The sequence below is a fragment of the Caulobacter sp. LARHSG274 genome (assembly GCF_052871235.1).
In genome coordinates, this window is the sequence record NZ_JBIXJO010000001.1 from 308,591 (window position 1) to 325,595 (window position 17,005).

The 17,005-nt window shown below is 70.5% G+C and carries 18 protein-coding genes; 6 read left to right on the forward strand and 12 right to left on the reverse strand.

What is annotated here, in order from left to right:
- Nucleotides 1-2 precede the first annotated feature (2 nt).
- The 5 genes from ACIPQB_RS01380 to ACIPQB_RS01400 all read right to left on the reverse strand — a co-directional run bounded on the left by ACIPQB_RS01380 (nt 3) and on the right by ACIPQB_RS01400 (nt 5,679).
- Complete coding sequence (locus ACIPQB_RS01380) at nt 3-1,562, reverse strand: hypothetical protein (RefSeq protein ID WP_446483400.1); 1,560 nt, start codon at nt 1,560-1,562, stop codon at nt 3-5.
- On the reverse strand, nt 1,559-2,287 hold the full coding sequence (locus tag ACIPQB_RS01385) for an ABC transporter ATP-binding protein (protein ID WP_446483968.1): 729 nt from the start codon (nt 2,285-2,287) through the stop codon (nt 1,559-1,561). The genes ACIPQB_RS01380 and ACIPQB_RS01385 overlap by 4 nt, the downstream gene beginning before the upstream one ends.
- A 134-nt stretch (nt 2,288-2,421) precedes the next feature.
- Nucleotides 2,422-3,471 carry an HpcH/HpaI aldolase/citrate lyase family protein gene (locus tag ACIPQB_RS01390; RefSeq protein WP_446483401.1) on the reverse strand — a complete coding sequence of 350 codons (1,050 nt, stop codon included), beginning with the start codon at nt 3,469-3,471 and terminating at the stop codon, nt 2,422-2,424.
- 82 nt (nt 3,472-3,553) lie between these two features.
- Nucleotides 3,554-4,579, reverse strand: a complete 1,026-nt coding sequence (locus tag ACIPQB_RS01395; protein ID WP_446483402.1) for a mechanosensitive ion channel family protein — start codon at nt 4,577-4,579, stop codon at nt 3,554-3,556.
- A gap of 95 nt (nt 4,580-4,674) precedes the next feature.
- Complete coding sequence (locus ACIPQB_RS01400; RefSeq protein ID WP_446483403.1) at nt 4,675-5,679, reverse strand: aldo/keto reductase; 1,005 nt, start codon at nt 5,677-5,679, stop codon at nt 4,675-4,677.
- A 136-nt stretch (nt 5,680-5,815) separates the two neighbouring features.
- On the opposite strand from ACIPQB_RS01400, the gene ACIPQB_RS01405 reads away from it, so the two are divergent.
- Nucleotides 5,816-6,700 (forward strand): LysR family transcriptional regulator, encoded by an 885-nt coding sequence (locus ACIPQB_RS01405; RefSeq protein ID WP_446483404.1) that lies wholly within the window; start codon nt 5,816-5,818, stop codon nt 6,698-6,700.
- A 197-nt stretch (nt 6,701-6,897) separates the two neighbouring features.
- On the opposite strand, the gene ACIPQB_RS01410 is transcribed toward ACIPQB_RS01405, so the two are convergent.
- Nucleotides 6,898-7,512: a glutathione S-transferase family protein gene (locus tag ACIPQB_RS01410; protein ID WP_446483405.1), complete on the reverse strand. Its 615-nt coding sequence runs from the start codon at nt 7,510-7,512 to the stop codon at nt 6,898-6,900.
- A gap of 113 nt (nt 7,513-7,625) precedes the next feature.
- Between ACIPQB_RS01410 and ACIPQB_RS01415 the strand changes: the two genes are divergently transcribed.
- Nucleotides 7,626-8,087, forward strand: a complete 462-nt coding sequence (locus ACIPQB_RS01415; protein ID WP_446483406.1) for an Lrp/AsnC family transcriptional regulator — start codon at nt 7,626-7,628, stop codon at nt 8,085-8,087.
- 2 nt (nt 8,088-8,089) lie between these two features.
- Here ACIPQB_RS01415 and ACIPQB_RS01420 read toward each other — a convergent pair whose 3' ends face one another.
- Nucleotides 8,090-9,238 carry an aminotransferase class I/II-fold pyridoxal phosphate-dependent enzyme gene (locus ACIPQB_RS01420; protein ID WP_446483407.1) on the reverse strand — a complete coding sequence of 383 codons (1,149 nt, stop codon included), beginning with the start codon at nt 9,236-9,238 and terminating at the stop codon, nt 8,090-8,092.
- Nucleotides 9,239-9,397: 159 nt separating this feature from the next.
- Here ACIPQB_RS01420 and ACIPQB_RS01425 point away from each other — a divergent pair, with 159 nt between their 5' ends.
- A complete protein-coding gene (locus ACIPQB_RS01425; RefSeq protein ID WP_446483408.1) occupies nt 9,398-10,003 on the forward strand; it encodes a DUF4328 domain-containing protein in 606 nt (201 codons plus the stop codon).
- A 133-nt stretch (nt 10,004-10,136) separates the two neighbouring features.
- Here the strand turns inward: ACIPQB_RS01425 and ACIPQB_RS01430 are convergent, their stop codons facing one another.
- From ACIPQB_RS01430 to ACIPQB_RS01440, 3 genes are all read right to left on the reverse strand, one after another.
- Nucleotides 10,137-10,358, reverse strand: a complete 222-nt coding sequence (locus ACIPQB_RS01430; RefSeq protein WP_446483409.1) for an alkylphosphonate utilization protein — start codon at nt 10,356-10,358, stop codon at nt 10,137-10,139.
- A gap of 65 nt (nt 10,359-10,423) precedes the next feature.
- On the reverse strand, nt 10,424-11,338 hold the full coding sequence (locus ACIPQB_RS01435) for a site-specific tyrosine recombinase XerD (protein WP_446483410.1): 915 nt from the start codon (nt 11,336-11,338) through the stop codon (nt 10,424-10,426).
- On the reverse strand, nt 11,335-12,783 hold the full coding sequence (locus ACIPQB_RS01440; RefSeq protein WP_446483411.1) for a hypothetical protein: 1,449 nt from the start codon (nt 12,781-12,783) through the stop codon (nt 11,335-11,337). The genes ACIPQB_RS01435 and ACIPQB_RS01440 overlap by 4 nt, the downstream gene beginning before the upstream one ends.
- A 121-nt stretch (nt 12,784-12,904) precedes the next feature.
- On the opposite strand from ACIPQB_RS01440, the gene ACIPQB_RS01445 reads away from it, so the two are divergent.
- Both ACIPQB_RS01445 and aroB read left to right on the forward strand, forming a co-directional pair.
- On the forward strand, nt 12,905-13,504 hold the full coding sequence (locus ACIPQB_RS01445; protein ID WP_446483412.1) for a shikimate kinase: 600 nt from the start codon (nt 12,905-12,907) through the stop codon (nt 13,502-13,504).
- The gene (aroB, locus tag ACIPQB_RS01450) at nt 13,501-14,610 is read left to right on the forward strand and encodes a 3-dehydroquinate synthase (RefSeq protein WP_446483413.1); all 1,110 of its coding nucleotides are present in this window, start codon (nt 13,501-13,503) and stop codon (nt 14,608-14,610) included. The genes ACIPQB_RS01445 and aroB overlap by 4 nt, the downstream gene beginning before the upstream one ends.
- On the opposite strand, the gene ACIPQB_RS01455 is transcribed toward aroB, so the two are convergent.
- Nucleotides 14,607-15,119, reverse strand: a complete 513-nt coding sequence (locus ACIPQB_RS01455) for a PIN domain-containing protein (RefSeq protein WP_446483414.1) — start codon at nt 15,117-15,119, stop codon at nt 14,607-14,609. The two genes, aroB and ACIPQB_RS01455, sit on opposite strands and share 4 nt — an antisense overlap.
- On the reverse strand, nt 15,119-15,367 hold the full coding sequence (locus tag ACIPQB_RS01460) for a type II toxin-antitoxin system Phd/YefM family antitoxin (protein WP_446483415.1): 249 nt from the start codon (nt 15,365-15,367) through the stop codon (nt 15,119-15,121). The genes ACIPQB_RS01455 and ACIPQB_RS01460 overlap by 1 nt, the downstream gene beginning before the upstream one ends.
- Nucleotides 15,368-15,574: 207 nt before the next feature.
- Here ACIPQB_RS01460 and ACIPQB_RS01465 point away from each other — a divergent pair, with 207 nt between their 5' ends.
- Entirely contained in the window at nt 15,575-16,945 is a 1,371-nt protein-coding gene (locus ACIPQB_RS01465) for a cation:proton antiporter (protein ID WP_446483416.1), read from the forward strand.
- Nucleotides 16,946-17,005: the final 60 nt, after the last annotated feature.

The window sequence follows — 17,005 nt, forward strand, 5'->3', positions numbered from 1 at the left end:
AATCACGAATTCACCAAGCTTCTACCGTTGCGGGTGATCTGGGCCTCGCCGCGCCGCAGACTCAGCAAGGCCGCGCCGGCCAGAACCAACGGAATCAGGCCCCACGCCGCGAAGCCGGCCACAGCCAGGCCGGCAGCGCCGGCGATCAGGGCCGACACCACGATTTCGGCGATTGTGGCCAGCCAGGACGATCCGCCTCGGCGGCGGAATTCCGAGCGCTTGCCGGGCCGCTGGTGCCAGACATTGAGCAGGCCGCTGCTCCAGGCGGCCAGCAGGGCCCCCGCCGCGGTCCAGGCGGCGACCACCGGGGCGAACCAGATCAACACGCCGATCAGCGGGGCCAGCAGCAGGGCCACCGGCAGCATCGCCGCCGCCAGCTTGGCCCGCCGCAGCAGGCGGGTTCCGGCCGGCGACACCGCCAGCAGGTCGGGCGCCTCCTCGGCCGACAGGGTGATCCAGGCCAGGCTGCCGGCCACCTGGCCGGCCAGGAACACCACCACCCCCGCTCCGCCGGCCAGGGCCGCTCCGGTTCCGCTGGCGGCGTTGCGGCTGAGCAGCAAGGCGGTGGGGATCAGGTAGAGCACCCGCAGCATCACCTGCGACAGCAGGGCCGCGTCGCGGCCGATCAGCAGCAGCTCTTTGCGCAGGGTGGCCAGGAACACCCCGCCGGTGAAGGCCCGGTTCGGGGCCGTCCCGCGCCGCGGGGCGCGCGCGCCGGTCTTGCCTTGCGTAGCGGCGGCGGCGTCGGAGAACCGCCGTCCCAGGGTGGCGGCCGACAGGCCGAACAGCAGGGCCGCGCCGCCCAGCATGGCCAGCAGCGGCAGGGGCTCGCCCAGCATGGCCCGCAGCGGCAGGCTGGCGACCGGCGGCGGCCGCAGCCGACCGTCCTGGGCCTGGCGGGCGATGTCGGCGACCAGGCTGCCGCTGGTCTCCCGCCCCAGGATCGTCCGCGCCTGGCTGGCCAGAAAGAAGGCCGCCCCGACCAGGGCCGCCAGCACCTGGGCCACGGTGCGGGTGCGGCGCGGACCGATCAGGGCCAACAGGGCCATAGCCAGCAGCAGGCCGGCCGCGGTCGCCGCCAGGGCCAGGCTGGCCAGCACCCCGAACAGGCCGATCCAGCCCGGATGCCCCCAGACGATCGACGGGCCCAGCAGCGGAACCGCCGCCAGCAGGAAGAGGGTGGTCACCCCGGCCGCCACGCCCAGAGCCCGCACGAACAGCACCTTGGCCGGCCCGATCGGCGAGGAGAACAGCAGGTCCAGGTCGCCGCGCTCGTACAGCGCCTCGCTGGAGGCGCTGAGCGTCTGCGACAGCATCAGGGTGAAGACCACCAGGCAGCCCAGGGCGGCGATCGTCACCGACAGGGCGTTGATCGGCGGCCGCCAGTCATGCAGTCCCAGGGCGATGAACACCCCGCCGCTGATCATCACCGCCGCCAGCACGCCCAGGCCGATCAGGCCGCGCGGCCCTTTTCCGGCCCGACCCGCCCGGAAGTTCCGCCAATAGAGGCGCATCTCGTGGGCCAGCAGCCAGAGAACCGAACCCGGGGGCGCAAGAGTCACGCCGACGCCCCGTCGACGACAGCGGCGGCGACGGGGTCGGCGGTCAGCTGCAGGAAGACATCCTCCAGCGTCGAGCCGCCGTCCGCGCCCGCCCCGCCGTCGCGCCGGGTCTGGGCCCGCAGCGCCTCAAGGGTGCCCTCGGCCAGCAGCCGCCCGCCGGCGATGATGCCGATGCGGTCGGCCATCCGCTCGGCGACCTCCAGGATGTGGGTGGTCAGGATCACCGCGCCGCCGGCCCGGACACGGTCCTGCAGCATGTCCTTGACCAGCCGGGCGGCGGCGGCGTCCAGGCCGGTCAGCGGCTCGTCGAGGATCAGCAGTTTCGGATCGTGGATCAGGGCGCCGGCCAGGGCGACCTTCTGCTTCATGCCGCGCGAAAAGCCCTCGCAGCGCCGCCGCGCCTCCGACGCCAGGCCCAGCTTGGCCAGCAGGTCGTCGGCCCGGGCCTTGGCCGCCCTGGGCTCGACGTTCCATAGGCCGGCGACGAATTCCAGATATTCCAGCGGCGTCAGCTTGTCATAGATCATCGCCTCGTCCGGAGCCCAGGCGGTCACCGCCTTGGCGCCGGCCGGATCGGCCCGGGCGTCGATGCCGAAGATCCGGATCTCGCCCTTGTCCGGCCGGGTCAGGCCGGCGACCATCCGCAGGGTGGTGGTCTTGCCCGCGCCGTTGGGCCCCAGCAGGGCGTAGAGCTCGCCCGCATGGACCGTCAGGTCCAGGTCCATGACCGCCGGCTTGGCGAAGGTCTTGTCGAGGCCGCGAACGATCAGAGCTTCGGTCACGGACGGGATTCCCACGGTTGCGGCGAGCGCATGTGAACCGGATTGAGCGCTGGGTTCAAGCCGTTCGAACGCGGGCGCTAGAAGCCGTACAGCGCCTTGTACTCCGCATCCTTGGCCGCGATCTGCCGGGCGCAGTCGACCATGACCTTGGCCTGTTTCCAGGTGGCGTCGTCCTGCATCTTGCCGTCGAGCATGGCCACGCCCGTGCCGTCGGGCATGGCCTCCAGGATGCGTTTGGCGAACAGCACCTCGTCGGGGGCCGGGCTGAACACCCGCTTGGCGATCTCGATCTGGCTGGGGTGCAGACTCCAGGCCCCGGCGCAGCCCATCAGGAAGGCGTTGCGGAACTGCTGCTCGCAGGCGACCGGGTCGTCGATCGCCCCGAACGGGCCGTAGAACGGCTTGATCCCGTGGGCGGCGCAGGCGTCGACCATCTTGGCGAAGGTGTAATGCCAGAGGTCCTGCTGCACCGAGGCGCGTTCGCCGCCGTCGGCGCGCGGATCCTCGATGACACGGTAGCCGGGATGGCCGCCGCCGACCCGGGTGGTCTTCATCGCCCGGCTGGCGGCCAGGTCGGCCGGACCCAAGGAAATCCCCTGCATCCGCGGGCTGGCCCCGGCGATCGCCTCGACGTTCATCACCCCTTCGGCGGTCTCGAGGATGGCGTGCAGCAGGATCGGCCGGGTGACGCCATGCTTGGCCTCCAGCGAGGCCAGCAGCTGGTCCATGTAGAAGATGTCCCACGGGCCCTCGACCTTGGGGACCATGATCACGTCGATTCGGTCGCCGGCCTTCTCGACCAGGGTCGCCACCTCGTCCAGGTGCCAGGGCGAGTTCAGGCAGTTGATCCGCACCCACAGGCCCACGTCCAGGGCCTTGAAATCGACCTCGCGGGCCAGGGCGATGGTCCCGGCCAGGGCCGCGCCCTTGGCCTCGGCCGGGATGGCGTCTTCCAGATTGGCCAGGATGACGTCGACGGTCGGGGCGATCTCCGGGACCTTGGCCCGCACCTTGTCCAGGTGCGGCGGCACGAAGTGGATCATCCGCTCGACCCGGGCGGGCGGCTCGCGCCAGGGGAGCGGCGCGCCGATGGCCAGGGGTTTGAAAAAGCCGCGGGGAGTCTTCATGCGCGCTTCCCAATCTTGTTCTTGTTTCGCAGCTGCGAAAGGATTGCGGCGGCGCGGCAGCGGGGTCAAGTCCGACGCGAGGTCAAGAAGGCTTAGGCGGCCCCTGCACCGGCAGCGGCGGCTCCTCGGGATCCTCGCGCTCCAGGTCCTCGGCGGCGTCGTTGCGGGACACCGCCGCGGCCTTGGCCTTGGCGCGGCGGGCGGCGCGCGGCTCCAGGCGCAGGGCGGCGCGGGCGTCCTCGCCCTCCTCGCCGAACAGCCCCCGCAGCCGCAGTTCGCGCTGCGGATAGGGGATCTCGATCCCGGCCCCGCGCAGGGCGTCGTCGATCGCCCAGGTATAGGCGGCGAAGATCGCCGCCGGCCGCCGCACCGAATCAATGGTCGGCCAGACGATCAGCTCGAACTTCAGCGCCGACTCGCCATACCCGACCAGCCAGACCTGGGTGCGACGCGTCGCGTCGTCGGGCGAGGTGAAGGGCACCGAGCGGGCGGCCGCCAGCACCGCCTCGCGTACCTTCTCCTTGTCGACGCCGAAGGCGGTGACGAAGGGCACGCGGATGCGGCGGGTGCTGTGGTGCAGGGTCCAGTTGATCACCTGGTCGTTGACCAGCACCGAGTTGGGCACAATCACGTCGGTGCTGTCATTGGTGCGCAGCCGCGTCGAGCGCGGGCCGATCTCGTGCACCACGCCGCGCGTGCCGTTCGACAGCTCCACGAAGTCGCCGACCGCGACCAGTCGCTCGAAGACCAGCGAGATGCCCGAGGCGAAGTCCTTGATCACCCCCTGCAGGCCGAGACCAACGCCGACGCCCAGGGCCCCGGCGAACACCGCCAGCGAGGTCAGGTCGACGCCCATGGTCGACAGGGCGGCCAGGAAACCGATGACGATCAGGCCGTAGGTGGCCAGCTTCTCGACGATGTACAGCGATGCGGCGTTGCCGACCGCCCGGGCCCGCAGCCGCCGTAGCCCCGCCGCCGCCAGCCGCGCCGCCAGCAGGGCCGCCGCCACGATGACGATGGCCGCCCCCAGCCCGCCGACCGTGATGGTGCTCTTGCCCATCTTGACCAGCTCGAAGGCGTCCAGGCGATGCAGGGGGTTGTCGACCATGGACGCGAGTGTGGGCCGGGTCGCGAAGCCGGATCAATAGGCGTTCTTCCCTCCCACCTGGGGAGGGAAGCCCCGGTCGACGCGCAGCGGCGGAGCTATCGTCCGACCATCGCCAGGCCCGCCTCGCCATAGCGCGCGCCTTCGACCGCGGTTTCGGGCACGGCGGCGGCGATCTTGGCCAGGTCGTCGGCCGTCAGCGCCACATCGACTGCGCCGACATTTTCCTCCAGCCGGTTGACCTTGGTGGTGCCGGGGATCGGGACGATGTCGGGCCCCTGGGCCAGCAGCCAGGCCAGGGCCAGCTGGGCCGGGGTGACGCCCTTGGCGGCGGCGATTTCAGTCAGGGCCTCGACCAGGGACAGGTTCTTGGCCAGGGCCTGGCCCTGGAAGCGCGGCTGGCCCCGCCGGATGTCGTCCTGGGCCAGGGCGGCGTCGCTCTTCAGGGCGCCGGTGAGGAAGCCGCGGCCCAGCGGGCTATAGGGCACCAGGCCGATGCCCAGTTCGCGGATCAGCGGCAGGACCGCCTTCTCCAGGTCGCGGGTCCACAGCGAATATTCGCTCTGCAGCGCGGCCACCGGCTGCACGGCGTGAGCGCGGCGGATGGTGTCGGCGCCGGCTTCCGACAGGCCGAAATGCTTGACCTTGCCCTCGGCGATCAGGTCCTTGACCGTGCCGGCGACATCCTCGATCGGCACCTTGGGATCGACGCGATGCTGGTAGAACAGGTCGATGACCTCGACGCCCAGGCGCTTGAGCGAGGCCTCGGCCACCGCGCGGATGTGCTCGGGCCGGCTGTCGGTCCCGCGCATGCGGTTCGTGCCCTGCACCTCTTCGGCCGGGGCGATGTCGAAGCCGAACTTCGTTGCGATGACGAGCTTGTCGCGGAACGGGCGCAGGCCTTCGCCGACCAGTTCCTCATTGACGTACGGGCCATAGACCTCGGCGGTGTCGAAGAAGGTCACGCCCAGTTCGACCGCGCGGGCCAGCACCTTGAAGGCTTCAGACTTGTCGGGCGCGGGGCCATAGGCCCAGCTCATGCCCATGCAGCCCAGACCGATGGCCGACACTTCCAGTCCGTCGCCGAGTTTGCGCGTCTTCATGGCTTGTTCCTTTTTTGGGATCGTAGGGCCCCGGGCTCCACCTTGTTCGGGATCTCGCGGCCTGACCAAGATGGGCGCCCCGCCCTTTGGCGATAACGGCTTGAAGTCTCAATGCGCTCCTGAGCAGAATTCAGGAATGGATCAACGCCCCCTGCCCGACCTCGCCGTCTTCGCCCTGGTGGCCCAGCATCGCAGCTTCCGCGCCGCCGCCCAGGTGCTGGGGGTTTCGGCTTCGGCCCTCAGCCACACGCTGCGCAACCTGGAGACCCGGCTGGACGTGCGGCTGCTGCACCGCACGACCCGCAGCGTCGCCCCGACCGAGGCCGGCGAACGGCTGCTGGCCCGGCTGGCCCCGGCCCTGGCCGACATCGACGCGGCCCTGAGCGAGGTCGCCGCCTTTCGCGACCGGCCCGCCGGGCGATTGCGCGTCAATCTGGGCCGCTCGGCCGCCCGCTGGCTGTTCGCCCCGCGCATCGGCGGATTCCTCAACACCTATCCGGAGGTGCGGATCGAACTGGTCTGCGACGACGGCCTGTCCGACATCGTGGCCGGCGGCTTCGACTGCGGGGTGCGACTGGGCGAAAGCCTGCAGGCCGACATGATCGCCGTGCCGATCGGCGGCGACCTGAGCCAGGCCCTGGTCGCCTCGCCCGCCTACCTCGCCGCCCACGGTGCGCCGGCCCGGCCCGAGGACATTCCCAGCCATCGCTGCCTGCTGGGCCGCCGCCCCACCGGCCAGACCTGGCCCTGGGAGTTCGAACGCCAGGGCCGGGCGGTGGTGGTCAATCCGCCGGGGGTGTTGATCTCCGACGAGAACGAGGTGCTGCGCCACGCCTGCCTCGAGGGCGCGGGCCTGGCCTTCCTGTTCCACAACCAGGTCGAGGCCGACATCGCGGCCGGTCGCCTCGTGCCGCTGCTGCAAGACTGGTGCGAGCCGTTCGCCGGCTATTTCCTCTACTACACCAGCCGCCGCCAGCTCTCGCCGGCCTTGCGGGCGTTCATCGACTGGATGCGGGACTAGAAGATGATGAGGGCGGATGGAAACCCACCCTATTCCGTCTCCCCGGCGAAGGCCGGGGCCCAGATCATAGGGCTGTGTCTTTCGGATAGGCGGCCAGTGCGACGGCTGAACCTGGGCCCCGGCCTTCGCCGGGGAGACGGAATGAAAAATGATCCGGCCTTCAATCATTCGCCCTCCAGGGTCGCCGGTCGGCCTCTCTAAGCCATCGCCGCGCCCAGGAAGGCGGGCAGGTCCTCCGCCCTTCGCGTCAAGTCCGCCAGCGCCGGATGGTCGCTTGCCGCGATCGCATCCGGCAGCACGCTGGCCGTGAAGCTCCAGGCGACCGCCGCCGTGACGTCGGCCTGCAGCGGCCGCGCCCCGAACAGCCACGGCGTCGCCGGCGCGACTTCCGCCTCCAGAAGCCGACAGGCCTCCGCCAGCTGCCCGCGCACCCGGTCGATCCAGGGCTGATGCTGCTTGTCCTGCGGCCGCAGCCGGAACTCATAGACCAGCTGAACGGTCTTTTCGCAGGCCGCCAGGGCCAGGCCGACGATGCGCTGGGCGCGGGCGTGGTCGGCGAGGTCGATCGGACTGAGCCGTCTGTCCGCCGGCGCCAGCCGCTCCAGATGGTCCAGGATCAGGCCGGACTCCATCAGCACCATGCCGGCCTCGGTGACCAGGGTCGGCGCCTTGACCACCGGATTGATCGCCGCGAACGCGTCATAGTCACGAAACACCGACACCGGCTCGTGGTCGAACGGCAGGTCCATCAGCTTCAGCGAGATCGCCACCCGCCGCACATAGGGCGAATCCAGCATTCCGATCAGTCGCATCCATCATCTCCCTGGCTTGCAGGTCAAAATGGCGAAGATTCGACGGAAGTGACATGGCAAGTCATCGGTGAAAAGGCCATCATGCCGATGAGATGAAGGCGACGGGGCAAGATATGGCCGGTGAGAACGGACTCGACGCCAAGGACGTCGCCATACTGGAGCTGCTGCAGCAGGACGGCCGCACGCCCCTGTCGGAGCTGGGTCGCAAGGTCGGGTTGTCGCAGCCGGCGATGTCGGAACGGGTCAAGCGGCTGGAGGAGCGGGGGATCATCACCGGCTATGGCGCCCGGATCGATCCGCAGGCGCTGGGCCTGGGCATGGCGGCCATCATCCGCCTGAAGACCACGCACGAGCATATCCGCCCCTGCCTGGAGCAGTTCGCCCGCCTGCCGCAGGTGGTCGAGGTCCATCGGGTGACCGGCGACGACTGCTTCATTCTCAAGGCCATCGTGCCCGCGCCGGGCGACCTGGCGACGATCGTCGACGCCATCGGCCGGTTCGGCCCGGTGACCACCGCGGTGGTGCTGCGCAGCGAGCCGCCCAAGCCGATCGGCAAGGCGCTGCTGACCCGGTAGATCTACGCCGGGACCCGCCGGGGCCGGGCCGCGAACCACGGGATGATCCGCTGTAGCGCCTCCTCGACCTCGGCCGTCGAGACCGCGAAGCTGAAGCGGATGAACCGATGGCCGTCGACCGGGTCGAAGTCGACGCCCGGCGCGGTGGCCACGCCGGTGTCGCGCAGCAGCGTTTCGCAGAAGGCCAGGCTGTCGTCGGTCAGGTGGCCGACGTCGGCATAGATGTAGAAGGCCCCGTCCGGCGGCGCGATCGAGCCCAGGCCCAGGGCCGGCAGGGCGTCGAGCAGCAATCGGCGGTTGGCGCGATAGACGTCCAGATGGCCCTCCAGCTCGTCGCGGCAGTCCATGGCCACCAGGCCGGCGTGCTGGCTCAGCGACGGCGGGGTCAGGAACAGATTGCCCATGAAGGCCCTGGCCCGCGCCACCTGGTCGGGCGGACAGACCAGCCAGCCCAGGCGCCAGCCGGCCATGCTGAAATACTTGGAAAAGCTGTTGACGATCAGGGCCTGGGGCTCGAAGGCCAGCATCGAGCGGGCCGGCTCGCCATAGCTGAGGCCGTGATAGATCTCGTCGGAGACCACCGCGATCCCGCGCTCGCGGCAGACCCGGGCGATCGCCGCCAGTTCCGCGGCGGGGATAACGGCGCCGGTGGGATTGGCCGGGCTGGCGACGATCACCCCGGCCGGGGCGGGGTCCAGCGCCGCCAGGTGGGCGGCGGTCAGCTGGAAGCCGCTGTCGGCCCCGCAGGCGATCTCGACCGGCACCAGGTTCAGGGCCTTCAACGTGTTGCGGTAGGCCACATAGCCCGGCCGCGCCAGGGCCACCCGGTCGCCAGGCTTGAAGGTGGCCGCCAGGGCCAGGACCAGGGCCGGCGAGGCGCCGCAGGTCAGGATGATCCGCTCGGGATCGACCTCGACCCCGTCCTGGTCGGCATAGCGTCGGGCGATCGCCGCCTTCAGGCCAGGGCTCTCCCAATAGCCCATGCCGTCGGTGTCGAGCACCTGGTGGGCCCGCGCGATCGCCGCCTTCGGCGCGCCGGTCGAGGGCTGGCCGAACTCCATGTGGATCACCGACCGCCCCTCGGCCTTCATCTGGTGAGCCAGACGGCTGATGGCGATGGCGTGGAAGGGTTCGATCTGCGAGGCGGACATGGAGGCGTTCCTAGAGCGCCGGCGCGCAGGCGGCAACGGCGGTAAGGCGGAGTCGATCACCCGAACTTGACCGTCACGGATTGTTCCCGCGCTCAAAGCGTCCTAGCCCTGGGTGGTGGTCAGGGGGACGGCATGACATCGGACAGGAATACGACACGCTTGGCCGGATTCGTGATCGCGGCCACCTGGACGTTTTGCGCGATGAAGCTTTTCCTGATCGGGGTCATGGCGATCAATCTGGTCGCCCTGGTCGGTTGGGCGCCCGAGACTTTTCCCTACGCGACCTTCCAAGAAGTGGTCGGGCTCTTGGCTTTGGGCAATCTGACCGTCCAGTTCGTCGCCGGCGTCCTGTCGCTGATCTGGATCTATCGAGTCAGCAAGAACGCACAGCGGCGGACGGGGCATAGTCTGCCGATCTCGCCGGGCTGGGCGGTCGGTTGGTATTTCATACCGATCGGCGCGCTATGGAAGCCCTTCGAGGCGATCGAGCAGACCTGGAAGGCCAGTATAGCGCCCTTGGCCTGGCGAGCAGTTCCCACGCCGTCCTTGCTGCGCTGGTGGTGGGGCGTCTGGCTGGCGGGCGGCGTGGCCGGCGGCCTTTTCGGCTTTCTCGGACAGATGGGCATGAAGAGTCAGATCTTCACGAGTTCGATGCTCATCGTGATCAGCGCCATCGTCGTGGGCCAATGCGTTCTATTCAACCGCGTCGTTCGCCGGCTCACCGACCTTCAGACCTCCACCATCGACGTCGGCGTATTCGACTGACGCCGCAGCGGGCCGGCAGCGTGTCCGCCGTTCCGCAGCAGACCTTCACCGGCTTCAACGGCGAGCCGCACTTCGCCTTCACCGAAGCGGTGTCGTTCGTAGTCCATCGCCAGGGCCAGGCCGAGGCCGCGCCTCAGGCCTTCTTGACGAACTCGGTCCGCAGCACCAGGCCGCGCACCTTCTCGACATTGGCCTCGATCTCGTCGGTGTCGCCGGTCAGGCGGATGTTCTTGACCAGCGTGCCGCGCTTGAGGGTGACGCCGCCGGAGCCCTTGACCTTGAGGTCCTTGATCAGGGTCACGTTGTCGCCGTCGGCGAGGATGTTGCCGTTGCTGTCGCGGGTGTCGTCCGACATGGTCGTCTCCTGAAAGGCGCCGCTGCTTAGCAGGGTGGCCGGAGCTCTGTCACTCTGGATGACGGTTAGGTCTTCTTCGCCAGCGGATGCTTACTGCGCACCACCTGGGCTAGGTGATCCCCCGCCACATGGGTGTAGATCTGGGTCGTCGAGATGTCGGCGTGGCCCAGCAGGGTCTGGATGACCCGCAGGTCAGCGCCGCCCTCCAGCAGGTGGGTGGCGAAGGCGTGGCGCAGGACGTGGGGGCTGACCGACGCCCGGTCGAGCCCGGCGGCGATCGCGGCGTCTTCGAGGAGCTGGGAGACCCGCCGTCCGGTCAGGCGCCCGCCCTTGCCGCGCGAGGGGAACAGCCACGGGCTGTCCTTGACGCCCTTGGGGAAGAAGCCGGCCCGGACCTCCAGATAGGCCTTCACCGCCGTGCGGGCCGCGTCGTTCAGCGGGGCCAGCCGCTCCTTGCCGCCCTTGCCTTTGACCATCAGGAAGGCCGGGTCGCGGGCCAGGGCGGCCAGGGGCAGGTTGAGCAGCTCGGAAATCCGCAGGCCCGAGGCGTAGAGCAGCTCGATCATGCAAGCCAGGCGCAAGCCCTGGGGCCCGTCCTTGGCGGCGGCGGCCGCGATCAGCCGCTCGACCGCGTCGCGCGACAGCACCTTGGGCAGGGGCCGGCCGGCCTTGGGCGCCTCGACCCGGCGCGAGGGGTCGTCAGTCCGCCAGCCCTCGCCCTGCACGAAGCGGTAGAACTGGCGCAGGGCCGAACGCCGCCGGGCCGCCGTGGCCGGCGATAGGCCGCGCGCGCCCAGGTCGGCGAAATAGGCCTCGACCGCCTCGGCCGAGGCGCCGTCGAGATCGCCGCGCGAGCCCAGGAAGGCGCGGGCGTCGACCAGGTCCTTCTCATAGGCGGTCAGGGTGTTGCGGGCCGCCGCCCGCTCGACGGCCATCATTTCCAGGAAGGCGTCGATCCAGCCGGAGGCGGCGGCGCTCATTTGACCTGCAGCGCCAGCAGCCCCTCCACCGCCAGGGCGCGGGCGTCGGCGTCCAGCCCGGCCTTGGCCAGGGCGCGGACCAGGCGGGCGCGGTCGACGGGGCCGGGACCGGCCGCGCCGGCGTCGGCTGAAACCGACAGAGCGACCAGCGCCGCCTCGCCCCGCCGCCCGGCCGCCGCCGCATCGTCGAGCACCGCCAGCCGGGCGGCCGAGGCCGTCGACTTGCCGGCATCGAAGCTGGCCAGGGAGGCGCGGGCGTCCGGGCCCATGGGGCCGCCCAACGCCGCCAGGATCAGGGCGGCCGGCTGGGTCGGCGACTTGGCCCCCGCGGCGGCGGCGCGCTCGATCAGCCGGTCCAGGGCCTGTCCGTCGGGCTTGCTGGCCGCGGCCAGGGCGGCGTCGAGCAGCGCCAGGTCGGCGGCGCCGGCGCCGGGACCTTGATCCAGCCTGCCGCGCAGGGCCTGGGCCGTCGCCAGGTCGCCCGCCGCCAGGGCCGCGCGGGCGAACAACATCGGATCCTCCAGCGGCGCATCGGTCCTGGCCAGCACGGCGATCGAGGCGATCGAGGCCTTGGCCGCGTCGGTGAAGGCCGGCAGGCCCTTGGCCTGGCGCAGGAAGGCCAGGTCGGCGGTCTGGGCGGCGGTGAGATCGGCCCCGCCGGCCAGGGCGGCCACGTCGCCGGCCGGCTTGAGCACCAGCTTCAGGGCCGGCGAGGCGGTGGCGGCGGCCGCCTGCAGGTCGAGACCGAGCTTGCGCGACAGAGCGTAGTTTACGCCGTTGCGCAGGCTGGCCGCCCCGGCCGGCGATCCCGCCAGCAGGGCGTTCATCAGCCGGGCGTAGTCGGCGTCCTTGGTCTGGGCCGTGGCGAGGTTGAGGGTCAGCTGGGCGGCGTCGGTCTGGCCGGCCCGCGCCTGGCAGAAGGCCCGCAGCCGCAGCCAGTAGGCGCCGCCGCGGTCGGCGCTCAGGGCGTCGCCGATCCGGCAGGCCTTGTCGTCGGCGCCGGTGATCAGGGCCGCCTCGGCCGCGGCCAGCGACAGGGCGGAACTGGCGGCGACGCCGGGGGTGCGGTCGAGCACGGCGTCGGCGCCGGCCGCGTCGCCCAGGGCGATCAGAGCCATGACCCGGGCGGCGCCGAGCTCGGGATTGTCGCCGATCCCGGTCGGGGCGTTGGCTCCGGTGGCCAGCACCCGGCGCGCCAGGCCGGCGCTGGCCGGCGACAGCGGCTTGGCCGCCAGCTTGAGCAGGCTCTCGCGGACCAGGCCGGGCGAGGCGTCCTTCCACAGGTCGGCGGGCAGGCCGGTGTCGCCGGCGGGGGTCGAAAACAGGTCGGGCGGCGCCAGGGTCTGGACCTGAACCTGGCCCGAGGCGGGGGCCAGGCCCGCCGTGGAGAGCAGGGCCGCCAGCATCAGGGCCGGGCCGGTGGTGAGTCGCTTGCAAGAGGCCATGGATCAACTATGCCGCAGGATGGAGGTTGGCGAAACTTTTCGCCCCGGTTGGCAGCATGGACGCCGCCTTGGTCCAAACCTTGGCGGGAACGCCCGGCCTCGTGTAAACGGCAAGGCGGCCATGACCGACGACCCAGCTTTCCCCCGCCCCGATCCAGGGGCCCGTCCCGATCCGAGGGCGGCCCTGCGCCACCGGACCATCGTCCTGGTCGGGTTGATGGGGGTGGGCAAGTCCAGCGTCGGCCGCCGCCTGGCCGCGGCCCTGGACCTGCCGTTCCGCGACGCCGACATCGAGGTCGAGGCCGCCGCCGGCCGCTCGATCCCCGAGATCTTCGCCGAGATGGGCGAACCGGCCTTCCGCGACGGCGAGCGGCGGGTGATCGCCCGGCTGCTCGACGAGCCGCCGCACGTGCTGGCCACCGGCGGCGGGGCCTTCGCCAATCCCGAGACCCGGGCCCTGATAAAGGACCGCGCCGTCGCCGTCTGGCTGAAGGCCGACCTGGAACTGCTGGCCCGCCGCGTCGGCCGCAAGGAGGGCCGGCCGCTGCTCAAGGGCCGCGATCCGATGGACGTGCTGCGCGAGCACGCCCAGGCCCGCTATCCCGCCTATGCCGAGGCCCACCTGACCGTCGAAACCGGCGACACCGCCCATGGCGTGGCGGTCGAGGCGGTGATCCAGGCCCTGCTGCGCCACCTGAACCCCGAAAGCGAATCCCAGTGATCCAGATCATCCCCGTGGGCCTGGGCGCGCGCGCCTATGACGTGGTCGTCGGGACCGGCCTGATCGACCAGGCCGGCGAGCACATCGCCCCGCTGCTCAAGCGCAAGCGGGTGGCGATCGTCAGCGACACCATCGTCGGCGAACACCATGGCGAGCGCCTGGCCAATGCGCTGGAGCACGCCGGCGTCGCCGTCGACGTGATCTTGGTCCCCCCCGGCGAGGAGACCAAGAGCTTCGCGGGCCTGGCGGACCTGACCGACCACCTGCTGGCCCTGGGCCTGGATCGCGGCGACATGATCGTCGCGTTCGGCGGCGGGGTGGTCGGCGATCTGACCGGCTTTGCGGCGGCGATCTACAAACGCGGCATCGACTTCATCCAGATCCCCACCACCCTGCTGGCCCAGGTCGACAGCTCGGTCGGCGGCAAGACCGCCATCGACACCCCGCGCGGCAAGAACCTGATCGGGGCCTTCCACCAGCCGCGCCTGGTCCTGGCCGATCTCGACGTCCTGGCCACCCTGCCGGCCCGCGAGCTGGCCTGCGGCTACGCCGAGATCATCAAGTACGGCCTGCTGGGCGACTTCGTGTTCTTCGAATGGCTGGAGACCCACGTCGCCGCCATCCTGGAACGCGACACCACCGCCCTGGTTCGGGCGGTCGGCCGCTCCGTCGAAATGAAGGCCGAGATCGTCGCCGAGGACGAGAAGGAGGCCGGTCGCCGCGCCCTGCTCAATCTCGGCCACACCTTCGGCCACGCGGTCGAAGGCGAGATGGGCTTTGGCGACGCGCTCAAGCACGGCGAGGCCGTCGGCCTGGGCATGGCCCAGGCCTTCCGCTTCTCGGTCCGCCAGGGCCTGTGCTCGGCCCAGGACGCCGCCCGCGCCGAGGCGGCGATCAAGGCCGCCGGCCTGCCGACGCGGCTTTCCGACGTCCGCCCCGAGCCGTTCAGCGCCGACGCCCTGATCGCCCACACCGCCCAGGACAAGAAGGCCGAGGGCGGGACCCTGACCTTCGTGCTGGTGCGCGCGATCGGCGACGCCTTCGTGGCCAGGGACGTGGACCGCGAAGCCCTCAGAGCGTTCCTGGTCGAGGAAGGGGCGGTTTAGCCGCGCACGAAAATGTTCTTGAGCCAGAACGAGCCGGCCTTGGCGGCCTGACCCCAGTCCTCGTCGTCGCCCGGCGCGTCGGGCACGTAGCCCCAGGGATTGAACAGCTTCACGCGCGCGGCCTTGAAACGCCCGACGTCGCGCGTCACCAGGGTCAGCCCGTGCTCCAGGGCGCTGGCGGCCAGCAGGGCGTCGCGGCCGCCGCCGGAAGGTCCGCCGCCCTGGGGCAGGTGGCGACAGCGCCGCACCACCGCCGCGTCTACCGGCAGAATCCGCCCTTCGAACGCCGCCGCGACCTGGCCGTCCAGCCAGGCGCGCAGGGCCAGCCCCGCCGCCTTGTCCTTGCGTTCGGCCCGGGCCGCGCCGGTTTCCAGCTCCAGCAGGGTGACGGCCGAGATGAACAGGCTGGCCCGCGCCATGCCGGCCGCCCAGGCGGTCAGGCCGGGATCCGCGCCGCCGGCCTTGGCGTTGCGCAGCTCAAGGACGATGTCGGTGTCGAGCAGGTACATCAGCCGGCGCTCCGCCCTCCCCAGGCGTCGGTGGCCCGGGCCGCCTCAAGATCGATCGCCGGCAGGTTCGGCATGGCCAGCAGGTCGACGATGGTCTCGGTCTGGCCGGCGAGCTTGCGATAGGCCTCCACGCTCATCAGCACATGGGTCGCCTTGCCGCGGTCGGTGACGAACACCGGCTCGACACGCGCCGCCCGCTTGGCCCGACTGACATCCTGGTTGAAGTCACGACTGGTGATGACCTTCATGTACCTACATGCCTATATTGACAGCGTTGCCTTGTAGGTACGTTACTACGTTGTGTCGTTCGCGCAACACGAAATTCGCCAGCAAAAACAATATTCTGCCCGCCTCGGCCAAAGGCGATTTTCAGCTTGCGCCGAAAAGCCAACTCTGCGCGGCTTGGCCCAACGGCGACGAACGCCGAGAACGATCAACAACAGGGGGGACGGGCGTTGTCCGACATCTTAGCCAGCGTCATCAGCACCGTGGGCGGCATCCTGGGGCCGCATGGCCCGGCCACCGCCTGGGCCGCGCACAGCTACGCGCCCGCCGATTTCAGCGTGCACTTCTTCCTTCAGCTGGCGATGATCGTGCTGGCCTGCCGCGTGGTCGGCTGGCTGGGCCAGAAGCTGCTGGGCCAGCCGCAGGTGGTCGGCGAGATGATCGCCGGCGTGATCCTGGGCCCGTCCCTGCTGGGCCTGCTGTTCCCGCATTTCCAAGGCATGCTGTTTCCCAAGGAAACCAAGAGCGTCCTCTATGTCGGCGCCCAGCTGGGGGTGGGCCTCTACATGTTCATGGTCGGGACCAGCTTCCAGGCCGAGCATTTCAAGGCCAAGGCCAAGAGCGCGGCCAGCGTCTCCCTCGCCGGCATCGCCGCGCCGTTCCTGATCGCCGTGCTGATCACCCCCTTCCTGCTCAAGGTGCCCGGCCTGTTCGCCGAAGGCATCAGCCGCGCCAACGCCACGCTGTTCATGGGCGCCTGCATCGCCCTGACCGCCTTCCCGATGCTGGCCCGCATCATCAATGAGCGCGGCCTGGCCAAGACGTCGCTGGGCACGCTGTCGCTGACCGCCGGCGCCTTCGACGACGCGGCCTCCTGGTGCGTGCTGGCCCTGGTGCTGGCGACCTTCGGCGGCGGCCCGGGCGTAGCGGTCCTGGCGATCGGCGGCGGCGTGTCTTACGCCCTGTTCCTGATGGTCTTCGGCCAGCGCCTGCTGGCGCCCCTGGGCCGCATCGTCGAGCGCGACGGCGAGATGAGCCTGACGGTCTTGGCCGTCACCCTGATGCTGTTTTGCCTGTCGGCCTTCCTGATGGATGCGGTCGGCATCCACGCCATCTTCGGCGGCTTCATGCTCGGCGCCGTCATGCCGCGCGGCAAGTTCGTCGAGGAGCTGAAAAAGAAGGTCGAGCCGATGGCGGTGGTCCTGCTGCTGCCGATGTTCTTCACCTATTCGGGCCTCAACACCCGGATGGACATGGTCAACTCGCCGCAGCTGCTGTTGATCGCCCTGGGCGTCCTGCTGGCCTCGATCGCCGCCAAGGGCGTGGCCTGCTACATCGCCGCCCGCCTTTCGGGCGAGGACAACCGCACGGCCCTGGGCATCGGCGCCCTGATGAACTCGCGCGGGCTGATGGAACTGATCATCATCAACATCGGCCTGCAGAAGGGCATCATCGGCCCGACCCTGTTCTCGATGCTGGTGCTGATGGCCATCGTCACCACGGTCATGGCCAGCCCGCTGTTCGAGATTTTCTACGGCAGGAAAGCCCGGGAGACGGGCGAACTCGACGCGCTGGACGGCGCCGTCGCCAAGGCCGCCTGACGGGCTTCCGCCCTGGGCCCTGCTCCTTCCCGAGCGGGGCCTTTTTTTCGCGCCGTCCGC